At 44.8% G+C, this 13,735-nt stretch carries 12 protein-coding genes; 2 read left to right on the top strand and 10 right to left on the bottom strand.

The genetic code is table 11. From position 1 onward, the window contains the following. Positions 1-146: 146 nt before the first annotated feature. Positions 147-983, top strand: coding sequence for an undecaprenyl-diphosphate phosphatase (locus EV212_RS01725; protein WP_334295604.1), 837 nt, complete (start codon positions 147-149; stop codon positions 981-983). Here the strand turns inward: EV212_RS01725 and EV212_RS01720 are convergent. Beyond that, entirely contained in the window at positions 970-1,884 is a 915-nt protein-coding gene (locus EV212_RS01720; RefSeq protein ID WP_132087915.1) for a DegV family protein, read from the bottom strand. The genes EV212_RS01725 and EV212_RS01720 overlap by 14 nt on opposite strands. 150 nt (positions 1,885-2,034) lie before the next feature. Between EV212_RS01720 and EV212_RS01715 the strand changes: the two genes are divergently transcribed. Further along, positions 2,035-2,310 (top strand): hypothetical protein, encoded by a 276-nt coding sequence (locus EV212_RS01715; protein WP_132087913.1) that lies wholly within the window; start codon positions 2,035-2,037, stop codon positions 2,308-2,310. Between the two features lie 84 nt (positions 2,311-2,394). On the opposite strand, the gene EV212_RS01710 is transcribed toward EV212_RS01715, so the two are convergent. From EV212_RS01710 to EV212_RS01670, 9 genes are all read right to left on the bottom strand, one after another. Then, positions 2,395-3,450 carry a glycoside hydrolase family 25 protein gene (locus EV212_RS01710; protein ID WP_132087910.1) on the bottom strand — a complete coding sequence of 352 codons (1,056 nt, stop codon included), beginning with the start codon at positions 3,448-3,450 and terminating at the stop codon, positions 2,395-2,397. Positions 3,451-3,465: 15 nt separating this feature from the next. Beyond that, positions 3,466-3,903, bottom strand: coding sequence for a hypothetical protein (locus EV212_RS01705; protein ID WP_132087907.1), 438 nt, complete (start codon positions 3,901-3,903; stop codon positions 3,466-3,468). A 16-nt stretch (positions 3,904-3,919) separates the two neighbouring features. Then, positions 3,920-4,345, bottom strand: coding sequence for a hypothetical protein (locus EV212_RS01700; RefSeq protein ID WP_132087904.1), 426 nt, complete (start codon positions 4,343-4,345; stop codon positions 3,920-3,922). Continuing rightward, positions 4,320-5,204 carry a hypothetical protein gene (locus EV212_RS01695; protein WP_132087901.1) on the bottom strand — a complete coding sequence of 295 codons (885 nt, stop codon included), beginning with the start codon at positions 5,202-5,204 and terminating at the stop codon, positions 4,320-4,322. Before EV212_RS01695 ends, EV212_RS01700 begins: the two co-directional genes overlap by 26 nt. Positions 5,205-5,293: 89 nt before the next feature. Further along, on the bottom strand, positions 5,294-5,617 hold the full coding sequence (locus EV212_RS01690) for a PIN domain-containing protein (protein WP_243115428.1): 324 nt from the start codon (positions 5,615-5,617) through the stop codon (positions 5,294-5,296). A 62-nt stretch (positions 5,618-5,679) separates the two neighbouring features. Beyond that, positions 5,680-5,937 (bottom strand): AbrB/MazE/SpoVT family DNA-binding domain-containing protein, encoded by a 258-nt coding sequence (locus EV212_RS01685; protein ID WP_132087898.1) that lies wholly within the window; start codon positions 5,935-5,937, stop codon positions 5,680-5,682. A 97-nt stretch (positions 5,938-6,034) separates the two neighbouring features. Further along, positions 6,035-8,479 carry a phage baseplate protein gene (locus tag EV212_RS01680; protein WP_132087895.1) on the bottom strand — a complete coding sequence of 815 codons (2,445 nt, stop codon included), beginning with the start codon at positions 8,477-8,479 and terminating at the stop codon, positions 6,035-6,037. Then, positions 8,479-12,933, bottom strand: a complete 4,455-nt coding sequence (locus EV212_RS01675) for a hypothetical protein (protein WP_132087892.1) — start codon at positions 12,931-12,933, stop codon at positions 8,479-8,481. Before EV212_RS01675 ends, EV212_RS01680 begins: the two co-directional genes overlap by 1 nt. Continuing rightward, on the bottom strand, positions 12,933-13,727 hold the full coding sequence (locus EV212_RS01670) for a phage tail domain-containing protein (protein ID WP_132087889.1): 795 nt from the start codon (positions 13,725-13,727) through the stop codon (positions 12,933-12,935). The genes EV212_RS01675 and EV212_RS01670 overlap by 1 nt, the downstream gene beginning before the upstream one ends. Between the last annotated feature and the right edge of the window lie 8 nt (positions 13,728-13,735).

Below are 13,735 nucleotides of genomic sequence, written 5' to 3'. Positions count from 1 at the left end.
GCGCCGCTTGAATTTAGCTGACGGACGACACCGAAAGTACTTAATGAAAATGAGTTTAAAAAAGATTGTCACAGTGATGTGGCAATTTTTTTTAGGAAAATAGTATAATGGACCGCATACCCGAAAAAATAAGGGAGGGAAAAATATTGTTAGAAATTATAAAAGCGATTATTTTTGGCATTGTGGAAGGTATCACCGAATGGCTGCCCATCAGCAGCACTGGGCATATGATCATTCTGGATGATTTTATTAAATTGGATTGTAGCGAAGAATTTATGGAGATGTTTCTGGTCGTCATCCAGCTTGGCGCGATTTTAGCGGTCGTATGGTTATTCTGGAATAAAATATTTCCGTTTCAGTTCAAAGACCGGCAAAAACCAGTGATCGAGCAGGAGAAAATGGTGCTTTGGTGCAAGATTATTGTGGCCTGTATTCCGGCGGCAGTGGTCGGAATTTTATTTGATGATGTATTTGAGGCATTATTTTATCATGCCCTTCCGGTAGCGATCGCATTGATTGTTTTCGGCATTGCTTTTATCCTTATTGAGCGGGGAAATGAATCACGACGGCCGAGAATCCGAGAGATGGAAGATATTGATTTTAAGACCGCTTTGATTATTGGTATGTTTCAGTTGATTGCCGCCGTGTTTCCCGGAACATCCCGGTCGGGCGCTACCATTGTCGGAGCCCTGCTTGTCGGAGTGTCCCGGACTGCTGCTTCAGAATTTACCTTTTGCCTTGCTATTCCCGTCATGTTTGGGGCCAGTTTATTAAAAATATTGAAATTTGGATTGTCCTTTACAGGAATGGAAGCGGCCATATTGATTGTTGGCATGCTGGTTGCATTTATTGTTTCTGTGTTTGTCATTCGGTTTTTGATGGATTACATAAAGAGACACGATTTTCAGGTATTTGGCTGGTATCGGATCATTCTTGGCATGGTGGTCATCCTGTTTAACATCTGTGGTATTATACATGTGTAATAAAATCGCTTCGTTGAATGACGCCATATCCGATGGAGTAGGGACCGGCATGGACGCCGATGGTCGCTCCGATCGGACAGAGCGGAACGGAAATTTGATTTCCAAAAGTTTCACATAAGCGTTCTTCCGTCAGTTTTTGGAAACGCACAGCTTCTTCATAGTCGTGGCAATAGCCGATGATGATATTACAGTCGGTCGGAGCGCAGTTGTAGTCTTTACAATAGTTGATGAGTAAATCAATAATGCCGTTTAAAGATTTGCGGCGGCCTCGTCTTATGCCGGAAGAATGGATTTCACCATCCTGGAGTGTGATCAATGGTTTTACATTCAATAAGTTTCCGGCAATACTGGTTACTTTGCCGATGCGTCCGCCTTTTTGCAGATAATGAAGATCGCCGACAGTAAAAAGAATTCTTGCTGTCTTACCCAGTCTTTTAATCATTTCCACAGTGTGATCGAGGGAATAGCCCGCATCCCGCATTCGGCAGACTTCCAGGACATAGACCGCCTGCATGAGGGTGGCGCAGAGGGAATCCAGGACAACGACCCGAATATCCGGATATTTTTCTTTCAGCATCTGTGCGGCGATTTCGGCGGATTGGACCGAGGAACTCAGTTTTGTGGAAATGCAGATGCAGATAATATCCTGCCCCTCTTTAGCCCGGGCCTCAAAGGCTGCATAGAAGTCCTGAGGAGATGGCGTCGCTGTCTTTGGAATAATATTTGGATGGTCTACCATCCGTTGATAAAAGTCTTTTAATTCGATATCTATACCTTCCCGTTGATACGTCTTTCCATCAAAGGAAACAAGAAAATGAACAACGCTGATATTATGCTCTTTTAAAGTCTGTTCCGGCAGATCGCAGGAACCGTCGCTGACGACACAAAAATTTGTTTTCATTAAAAAACCTCCAGATGTTCATGATTTTTAATTATTAGAAATTATAGAACCTTCGGATGGAAAAGTCAAATCAGGAGGACGATAAATTGTAAAAAAATTTTACAATTATCGGCTCTTTTGTTATACTGTAAGCAAAAGGGGGTTATATTTATGTATCAGGTGAGTGTACAGACGTATAATAAAAAGGGAAAAGAGATGGTGGATCATATTACGATTCCACTTGGTTCTATGGAAGATGAAGGCTATGATGAGGCATTGAGACAGCTGTCCGATTTGCTTTTTGGACTGGATGTGGATTATGATGATGTGGAAGGCGACGGAGATATCGTTGTGGACGATATGCTCATTTCCGCTTCCGAAGGAGAGCCTTTTGAAAAAACGCTTGAAGGTAAGAACCATCTTTATAAAATCAATGGTGGCGAATAGAGGATAAAGTTCTTTTAATGGATGGATGCAGTAGAAGACAGGCGAAAAAACAGGATGCCCCATATAATTTGGGACATCCTGTTGTTATTCTAAACGAATGAGTAATTCGGTTAATGGTACGCCAAAGCAGCCGGCATAGCCATCCATATCCGGTCCGGTTTCGTTATCGTACTGGTTCGGATAATAAGATGAATTTCCTTTACCTTTGACCTGGTAAACGGCTTTGTAGTATTTACCGCCGGTTTTGGAGATATCTGTTTCGTAATAAATTTCAATGGCGTCAATGGCAGTCTGATTGTCCCCGGCATAGCCATTGTGATAATCCTGCCAGCTGCAGCCTGTAACATAGTCAAGCCATTGTCTGTCAATCAGATGTACGCGGTAGCGGACAGCGCCGGAGCTGACGCCGATTTTTACGGCAATAATCTCATCTTCCTGCCATCCGGCATAGTCGTCGCGGTTTTTCACATCAGGAAGAATGCCGTAATTTCGTGTTTTAACGGCATAGTAAATATCTGGCGGATTGGATGTATTCGGAGCGGCAGAGACTGTCGGCGTAGAGAAGTCATAATTCATATCGACGTTCCCGAATATACCCGGGAGATATCCGGCGGAGGTATATTGCCACATGTCATAGCGGCCTTCGTAAGTACAGGCAGTGTTATACTGGGCTACCCATTTGGAAAAACGGTCGAGACGATTGCCGATGATGTTCCGAAACCAGTTCAGATTGGCATAGATGCCGACGTTATATCCGGAAGTTTCAAGGATATCACCGAATATCTGGGCTCCCCGGACCGCATGCTCCTGAACGGCCGCAGATTCCTCTTCAAGATCAAGATATACGGGATAGGATAATTTATATCCATGGATAAGGCGCAGAACATGTTCTGCCTCGCTGCGGCTTTGGGTATCATTCGCGGCGTAAGAGTAGATGTAGACGCCGAAGGGGATGTTCAGCCGGGTACACGCATCTGCGTTATATTTCCAGTAAGCATCATCCTGGGATTCGATATTATCGCCGTATCCACAGCGAATAATAGCAAAATCAATGTGATTTTTAATTTCCGGCCAGTTGATCTGTCCCTGAGAATAGGACACGTCAATGCCGGTTTTTTTATTATTAATCGGATGGTTCATTGTATTTCCCTCCATTTATTTGACCGGAAGCCGCATGACTTCCGGTTCAATCTTTTGCTTGACGACGCCGTTGCCGCCGTCATTTTCATAAAGTTTGCAGGCTTCGCTGAATACTTCGAGGCCATCTTTGGTAACAAATCCCTGTTTCATAAATTCACCGTGCATTTGCCAGATATTTGAGCGCAGAGATACGATTGTACGTTCTTTATCCTTTTCAATGTGTTTGGTCATGAGTTCCTTTAATTCGTTGATGGAGTCTTTAATCTCGTCGATTTCAGAAATGGATTTTTCCATCTTTTTTCGACGAAGCGATAATTTGGTTTCAATGCCTATTTTTTCAGTGAAAAAGTCAATGACTTTACTGGCTGCCATCCAGGCAGAAAAAATTGTGCAGACGGCAAATACAAATGTACGCCAGTCGATACTGAATAAGGCTGTAAATTCTTCATGCATGTTGTTCACCTCATATTTATAGAAATTTATATCGCGGAGGTTCTTCATTAAAAAACACGTAGCGAATGTAATCATCGAACACGATGGCAAAGGCACAGATTGGGAGAAAGAGCAGGGCGAAAGTAAGGGACGTCTGGCCAAGCAGGTGAAATCTGAGATTGGAGTAGTCCCAGACATTCCAGCCAAGCCAAAGATTGACGATACAGCCGGTGATAAATTCGGCTATCAGTGCAAATGTCCACACCTTTAAAAGCTGTTTCCAGAAGGGATAATCCCATTCAAAGAATTCATTCTGCACGGAAGCGTAGATAAAAATAATTCCGGCACAGAGAAACATAGACCAATGGGTCCGGCCGCGGTAAAGGATTTCGATGCCACAGTAGGTAAAGCCGCCGATATAGAACAGAAAAAAATATTTAAGGATGAACCTCAATGTTTTCAATAGAATCAACCTCCGCATGTTTCTTATAAGCTTCTACGATTTCATTTAAGGCAGTTAAAATATCTTCCATGTTTTTCTGTAAATCTTCCGGCAGTTCGGAGCTGGCTGTAATGGCCAGAATCTCTTCCGGAGCAGTACATCTGCGAATCCATATATTATAGGCGTTGATCAGCGTTGTAAATTGGGTCACAAATGCATCTGTCACAAGAGATATCAGGGACATTTCTTTTGGCGTATAAACACGACAGGAGTTTTTGTCCGAATGATAAGGAACGGCAACCTGGAACAGTTCGGCCCGCCGGGTCAGTTTATCGATATTTAACTGATCCAGAGTGGATAGAGAAAAATGTTCGGCGCCGCCGGGAAGATCCACATCCGTCCCCTTTTCAATAAAATGACTGATCTCATCCTGAATTTCTTTGCATTTATATTCCTGAAGTTCTTCCAGGGTCATCTTAGAGAAATCCGTTACCGGGTCTATCTTTTCGCGCATTTGCTCCACTACAATATTTAATGCGCTTATTTTTGCTTCTATGTCCATCAGTTTTTTTAACTGAACAAAGACAATATAGTCTTTTGTGTGACTGCCGGAATCCGGCGTCTGGGTTGAAAGTTTGGCGTCGCCAAAACCCATGTAAGCGGCCGAGATGGCATTTCCCTGTTCATCCACCAGTTCCAGCTTCTTTAAAGCAAATTCATCTTTGAATTTTCTGTAAATAGTTACCGAATGCTCGTTCATATCAATAAAATTCTCATAATGAAATTCGATGATCAAAGCATCCACATTGTCAATGAGTGTCGGAGTGAAACCGGAGCACTCCATTGTTGTTAAATCATTAAATCGAATGATATTTTTCAAAGCGTTTCCCTCTTTTCTTTAATTTTTGTTTGAAAAAGGCTGCCCGGGCAGGGGCAGCCTGAAGTTTTAGGATATATGGAGTGTAGAATTTATTTTTCCACACCTTCATTTTCAAAAAATTGTGCAACAGTCATACATTTTGGATGTTCTATTTCAAGGCTTAGAAAATCTTTATCACCTGTGAGAATAATATCCACATCAAATACAATAGCCGCATTTAAAATCGGTTGATCTTTGGCATCGCGTATGAGCTTTTCCGCATGATCGACTGCGGGGATTAGCTCATAGGACATTTCTGCAAGGAGAACTTCCGCATCCGGGAGAAATTTTGGAGCCTTTCGTTTTAGAATATCTCTTAACTCTACAATGTTACGATCACATAAAATAATTTTGTGATTATCTGCAATATACAATAATGCCTGCGCTGGTTTGGAATGCGGAAAACAGAATGTTTGTATCAACTAATACACGCATTTTACTTTTCCTTTCCATAGCGTACTTCATTTACAAGTTCCTGAATATCATTTTCGCTATAAATACCCATTGCTTCAGCGGCTCCGGTGAATGCAGCCTGCGCTTTACGGATTGCCTGTGAAGAGGCGTTGCTTATTACGATTTCTCCGTTCTTTTTTTGGAAAAACAGAATCTTGTCACCAGATTTCAAATCAAGTAGCCGACGAATTTCAATCGGCACAGTAATCTGACCATTTGCTGAGATTTTTGCCAAATTCATAAGAATCATCCTTTCTATTCTTGAAATCTAAAGTAAACTTGAGTTTGTTTATATTATATTCCAATTCAGTATAAAAGTAAACCTGTGTCACTGTTTCTCAAGCAGTTCTTTTCCACATATAGCAGGTAATATATGGCGGTAAATTAGATTTAGAATTGGTATTCGGAGAACTATTTCCGGTATTACCTGCGCTTACGGCAGTCGTATCGCCGGCAGATTGATAAATTACAGGATTATTGGTAGTGGCCCAATTTGTTAATGTACCGTTGATGGATATGTCACTGCCATAAAGGCTGTTGGCATATACCCCAGAGTTGGATGCCGTTTGAAATTTGGCCTTGGAACTGGAATAGGCAGTGATGCCAGCGGCGGAAGCGTACCAGTCATACCATCCAATTGTAAAAGCATGTCTGTGGGAAGGCGTCGTATGGTTATGCGAATTAACAGTGTGGTTATGAGTGGATGTCCCGCCGGTTTTCTCTGGAGTATTAAAGTTCGTATCCGAGGTATTGACACCAACCGGGACCCGGCCGGAACCCCAGGCTACCCACGTTCCGCCGATAAAAGTTCCGGGATTTGTATTTACCGTTGTAAGAAATATAGAACCCTTGGGAAAAAGTTTTTGGCCCAGATTCTTTAATTCATTGCTTAGTGAATTGGTCAGCTTACTGCTGGCGGCATAGGCATCACTGTTTGTGGCGAGAGAGGTGGCGATCCCACGCATTCCGTTAAAACTGTAGGCTTTTACGGCGCCATCTACCTGCAGCCGGGTAGAAGTATCATTGGTTGTCGCACTGTCGGTCGGCAGACAGTTAACGCCCACACGGCCCTTGCTGCCGATGGAAAGAATCGGTATACCCTGAGTAAGAGTTTTTGAAAATTCGAATGTACCATAGCCGTCGGCAATCTGTACCTGAAATTCATAGGTTTTGTTGATTGCAAAGCTGCCAATATTGAATTTCTCCACAGTGACTTTGCCGTTGGAAAGAGTGGCTTTGGCGGTAATGTCTGTCCAGGAAGCTGCGTCTCTGGCGGCAGTCGTTTCACCGTATCTGTATTTTACAGATCTTATCGTGTTTTGGTTATTAACAACGGCATATGAGCCACTGAAAGCCAGAGTCGTTGGAGCTTCAAAACCATTTTGGCGTTCGAGCGTGATCGTTCCCGTAGGCTGGAAATATTGGTAAACGGTTATGTTTTTGCTAGTCGAGCCGGTAAAGCCCCGACTGTCAGTCACCGTCAGAGTAACGCTGTAAGTATTAGCGGCAGGGGCAGAACCAAAGGAAACGACGTCATTGGCGTTTAATTGGGATTTAGTACTTCCATTAAAGATAATTTTATAAGCTTTGGTCGGGATGGATGCGCTCTTTTTAGCTGTGGCTGCAGCAGTTATTTTGGCATAAATAGCAGATAAGGATTGAACAAACAGCGTATTGTTCGCTGTAGTAAAATAACCATAGGCATTATTGTTATCGTACACACTGAGCAGGGAAGCGGCCACCGATGGTCTGGTGGCGGCATTGTTGGAAATACTGAAAGTGTTCCAGGAACTTTGAATGGTCGACAACGGAGATGCATTATTGTTCGCATTCGTTTGGGTGGCATAGGTACGGGTATAAACGCAGTATTTACCGGAAGTCGAACTTGGCGCCTTGGCAAAAAACTGATTCACTTCCGCTTCGGTGAACGAAACGGTCGTGTTTCCGCTGACAGTACCAGAAAGAGTTTTAACCACCACATTCGATGAAATCGTACCGCCTACGTCTGTGTAAAAGAAAAGGCGAATATATCCTTTACCCGGATTCGAGATGTTTAACGTAATATTTCCGCTGGTATCCGGCAGTGTCCATTTGGGAACGCTGCTGATGGAAGCGCCCGAGATGGTTGTAAAAGAAGCGGTCTTCTCTGTCCATAGTCCGGAATCTTTACGTTTGAGTCGAATCTGTACACTATGATTGGTCTTCGGTGATAAGCCGCTGACCGTAAAGGAGCCGGATGTGGCGTTGGTCGTGATGCCCACGGCGGTCGAGCTGCCGTCAAGATAGTATTGGCCCTCGGATATGTGGGCGTCGGCGGACCATTTGACCCTTGCTGAAGTCATGGTTTGGTTATCTACGCCGGTTGTAAAGTTTGCGTATCTTGGAATCGTATCCAGTGTCAGCGTATGCGCGTCGACAACGACATTGTCCGGGGCAATACCGATGTAGGCGTAGGCACGGACTTCACAGGATTTTGTGCCGTTGTTATTGTGGGGAACGACAAAGGTATGGCCGGGGCCAATCTGATACCATTGACCCGCATTGTAGTTCAGATCAATATTAAAGTTTTCTTTGTAGTATTGGCCATCGCACCAGAATTCCACATAGGCGTTGCCTGTTTCATTGTACCAGTAAGAACTGTAATCACTTCGCATGAAGGATAATGTCATATAGACATTTGACGTATTGGCGTTGGAGCCGTTGCTGGTATAGGTACAATTCAGGTGAATTGTATATTGGCCGCCGGAACCGTTTTGATAGCCGTTAAATTCTGTATATCCCATTAACTGTCACCTCCTGATGGAACAAAGCATAAGAATTTGGTGTCTTCTGAAATCTGCATCGGAACGGCTTTAATTCCGTAAAAATCGGCGCCGTTTGGAGCCAGAAGGCGGTTGGTGTAAACGGAATCCTCCTGAATTCCGAAAACACGATTTTCATTTTCATAAACATTGATTTCGTCCGTATTGAACACGGAACGTTTTGGCCCTTTGTCGAATTGGATTCCTTTGGAACTGATGGTCACTTCGCCGACGGTTGTTCCGACGATCTCTCCGTTTTCATCCGGGGCATTGAGCGCTTCCTTAAATTTAGCCATCCAGGCCTCGGAAGTCATTTCATAATTGGCAATGGTTGCTTGTACTCGCTCGTCAATAGATTCAGGAATGTTTGTTATGGTCGTATTGATACCGTTTACAGTTGTTTCAATCGAGGTCATTTGCCCCTGCAAAGCGACTACATTTTCAGTATTTTTCTCAACTGTTTTTGAAATTTCACCGATTTGTGTTGTCGTTCCTTCAAGAGAGCTGTTCATCCGGTTGTACATTTCTTTGACATCAATTACTTTTTCGGTTGCAGTGCCATTATCATCAACGTCTGTTACAGTTACCATTGTATTGCTGATGACCTGATCGATTCGGTCGCCCTGAGCTTTGATGCTCGCTTCCATATGATTTAATTTTCGTGCATAGGAAAATGTATTGGTTATGTCATACACCGTCGCAAAGCACAGCTCCCATGTGACCGGGTAGGCTTCAGAAGGCGCAGAAGAGCTGCTGGTCAGGCAAAAATGGAACATTTCCCCGAAATCGCCGGTATCGCCGCAGCCGACATAAAAGTCATATTCGGCCCATCGCCCGGTGCCGATGTTTTTCCCGGAAATATCGCCGTAAGTCTTTGTTTCGCCAATCCACCGGGCGTCACAGCTGGCGCCGGCCGTGGTCTCCAGACATTCGAGGGAATAATCTGCCGGGATTTTTGCGATGATCTTACACACATATCTGCCGTTACAGCGGGAAGCTGTATGAAAACAAAAACCGCCGATGAATTGTTCCGTTTCCGTGTTCCATTCGGAGGCGGAAAAGGAAATACTATGGGCGAGAGAGTCTTCGATCGGAGTGGCTGTATTGGCTGTGACGGTAACAGCGGTATGGTCGCATTTGTAAAGAGAAATTCCCGGAAAATATTCACTGAAATGTTCCGGGAGAAATCCTTCCGGGTTTTCCAGTGCAAATGTCGGGTTCCCATAAAGCATTTCTCCGGCGGCCATATTGGCCAGGATCGCAGCGTTTTCATTGGTTTCCTCAAGGTGGGATTCCACTCCGATTTTGAAATTGTCCAGACCCAGTTCCAGAGTTCCGGTCCGTTCTTCCAGGGAACTAATATCGCCTTCCAGATTGGTCGTAATGCTGGAAATGTTATTTTTGGTGGAATTCAAATCCTGTTCCAAAGTATTGGTTTTGGATGTAACTCCGGATATCGACGACTCGTGGGATGAGAGAATCTGAGCATGACTGTCAACCGTGTCTTTGGTCCGGTTGTAATCATCCTTGACAGAAACGGTCGTTCCGTCTGCTTTTGTGATGGTCGTATCGGAAATCAACTGGGTGATTTCTAACGCATTGGTGTCAATAGCCGTCTGAATTGTGTTGATTTTTTCAGTCAGGGTCGTACCATCTTCATTCACCGTAATATTGGTGGATTTCCACACCGGTTTTCCATTTTCCTCGGAAGCTCCGGCAGAAGTCCAGTCCACCTTGGTTGTATCGATGGCATTATCTTCAACCATACGGGTTTTGATCAGACCGTCGGTGATCGCGTCTTCATGCAGACCCTTTTCGTCAATAAGGACAGATTGCTCAGAGCCCCGAAGAATGAAAGAAAAGTTGCCATCGGAATCTTTGCCGAGTTGGAGCCGCACGCCGGAAGTGTCGGAAAACTGCATGGTGGCGCCATTGATGCTGAGTGCGCCGTCATCTGAGGCAAGGCCGATATAATCGGTGTTGATATTTCCGACTTTCAAATCGTTTACCGTGATGTTCTGCGCCATAAGGTCTTTGATATAGGCCGTATCAATGACCGAGTTTTGAGCATTCAGATAGATGGTGTGAAGGGAACCGGTGGTGGTCGAGCCGGAGAGGAGAAGTTTGATTTCTGCGTAGTCAGCGACGAGCTCGTCCACGTCGATTTTAGCCGCATCCAATTCGGTCAGGGACGCAAACTGGGTCTGCAGATAGGTGATAAATGCCGAGTCGGCAGACAGTTTGGAAATATCTGCGACTTCGGCCGATAAATCCTTCGTTTTTAAATAGTCGGCCAGAGCCACGTCAAAGGCGCCGAGGACGGCCTGAATATTTTGGGCAGTGGCATTCTGAAAAACCGGAGAGGATGTGAAGGAGGCAAATTTGGAGTTTAACAGGGTGGAAAGGGCCGTTGTCAGATCCTCAGAAGATATGCCTGCAGTGATTTTATTTTTGCTGGAGCGGGAATAGCTGTTTCCTGTCAGGTAGGTGTAATCATCCCTGCGGTTATAGGTCGTTACCATGTTGGAAAATTCCAGGTTTAGTTTGGCTGACAGGTCCGACGGCTGAAACTGGATGCTTACGATACGAAGCTTTTCAGATTCATCTGAATTCGCCCCTACACGGATAAAGTTTCCGACGGCAAGCTCATCGGTAAAACCGTTATACTTGGTGATGGATAAAAAACTATCCAGATCAATTCGCATACTCAACTGGGGGCGGGATTCGATGGCAAGCTGCTCGCAGGCGGCGTCATACAATTCCCCGGCCAGATCAACCTGAGCGATCGCGTCGTCAAAGTCCGTAACGAGAATGTTTTCATTTTCGTAATCCGTGTGAACGGTCAGAGATTCAAAAGTTTTTAATTCCTCACTGGTGAAGCCATGTTCCGGATGGGTCATCTGGGCATAGGCGATAAGATGCTTTCGCTCTGTCTGAAGTTTTTCCATTTCCGCCTGCAGTTCAGCAACCCGGGATTTTCTTGCCCCAATGGCTGCCTGAATCTGACGGACATATTCGGTATTTTCCAGATAGAGCTGGTGATTCAGCTTATAAAGGGCCTCATTTTCACTGTGGACACCTGAATCATAGGGCTGCGTGTAAGCCGAATAAAGGGTTACGGCATCTGTGTAGGTCAGCAGCAGATGATTCAATTCATTAATGCCGTATAAGTCCCAGTTGGTTTTCCAGGAGACTTCTTCGTCGGGTTTAGGTTTTCCGGAGTTTACCGCTTCAATCTGGGCCATGAGCTTAGGGATGATGACTTCGGTCAAACTGACATAGATACCGTAATCGCTGGAACCTTCAATCTGAAGGACGCCATCGACGGTGTGCAGTTCCCGGAGCAGGGCGGCGGCAGCCTGACAGCTTTCCAGTTCAGCGTCCAATTGTTCCGACGTCAGGTCCGTCCAGGCGGCCTCACAGCGGCTGTCCGGTACCCGGTCGTAGAGTTCCGTCACCTGGCTATTCAGGTAGTTCCAGGATTTGGTAAGTTCCATGTACCGATTCCGTTTTGCATCCACATTGGTTTTATAGGCGTTGTATTTGGTGATGGTCGTTTCATCAAACCAGATGGGATTCAGAAAATAATCATAATTGGATATCCTATGGCTTCCAAAGTTGGCGAAGGGGAGAATATCTTTTCCGTCATCGGCCAGAACTGAAAATTGAGTATAAATATTGTCGCTGGATGGTGTGATGACCCGATTGGTGATCAGGTTGTGAATGGACAGATAAATGTGCGTGTCTTCACCGATATTTTCTACTTTATAGGCGCTGATGGTCCGTGCGGCCGTGTCAAAGAGAAAGACACATTCAAAGGCACGGGCCACGTCCTGAGTGAGGATGGCATAAAGGTCGGAGGCGTCAATCTCAAAGGAGCGGCGCATGGACCGAAGCTCTGTGTCTATATGGCCGATTTTCCAGTTCGGAGCGTATTCCATAAGAATGTGCATCAGACTTAATCGGGGTTCACTGTCATTGATGAAGGTAATATAGTTGATCGGAGCGCCCAGAGCATTTAAGTTTTCTGAATACCATTCCAGGCTCAGTTCATTGCCCATATTGACAGCCAGGGCTGTGATATCCTTATCCTGCAATTCACACTCAAGAGAATCGGCGGAGACGGACTTTATCCGGCCGTCCGGTGTTTCACGGATTTCCGGTTCGGCGTTGATTCGGAAGATTCGGCCCTCCGAGTCTTTAATCCGCATGTATTGGGACAGATAATGAAAGCATGGATTTAAAATTGTGGCCTTTTTCTGAGACAGGTAAATGTATTCGGGAACTTCAAAGGAGAGTTCGGAAATGTCCAGCAGTTTTAAGGTCATCGAATCATTTTCATAACCGATGACAGGGGCCGCGGTCCGATTATTCGGACGGCAGACATAAAGCTCCAAAGGCGTGTTGTGTTTAAAACTGTCCTGATTAAAATACATTACTGACCACCTGCCAATCTCGGGAAGGCGCAGGAGATGTCAACGATACAGTTTCCCGTTATGGAAATATCGTTCATCCCGGGCCGCAGACGGAACCAGGTCAGATTCCAGTCATCCATTTTGAAGATGCCGGTATTATCTTCAATATATTTATCCTGATTGTAAAAGGTCAGTATCTGGTCACGATACATATAAATCGTCAGCGCTCTTTCATTATCCGAATGATTGACGAGGGTGACGGTCTGATTGACATTGGACTTGATTTTTACGACAGGATAGTAGTCCTCGTTGATTTCGTCCGAGGTGTTTTCCAATTGGATATTTAAAGAATCTGTACACGTATAGGCGTGGGTTTCTTCCTTTGCAAAAGCGTAAGGCGCAATATTCTCAAATACAAGTTTCAGACCGTAGGTTTCGCAGGTTGGTTCAAAACGTTCAACGGAAATAAAGTTTCCGTAATAGTCTACAGATTCAAAGATTTCATTTTCGCAGCCGGTAAAATACAGCCGCTTTGGTTCATTACAGCCGTTCAGCCAGCGCCGGATCCGGCGCAGTTCGGAATCTGTAATGACAGAACCGTCTTCTTTGACGACGGAAATTTGGATTTTAAGAACATCACTGTATTTCATACCCATCCGTACAGGAATCGGGTGGTGTATATGGATATCTCCTTTGATGACAGACTTCTCATATAGGGTCGTCAGAGGAGAATCATTGTCGAAACCCACCAGCCGAAGCTGGCAGGTTTCGGAGGATGTTCCGTTAAAGTTAAATGAATGTGCAAATAGTGCCATAAGTACCT

This window comes from Frisingicoccus caecimuris, assembly GCF_004340975.1.
Taxonomy (GTDB): domain Bacteria; phylum Bacillota; class Clostridia; order Lachnospirales; family Lachnospiraceae; genus Frisingicoccus; species Frisingicoccus caecimuris.
The sequence above is the reverse complement of the archived record's forward strand: the minus strand, read 5'-3'. Positions and strand labels throughout refer to the sequence as shown.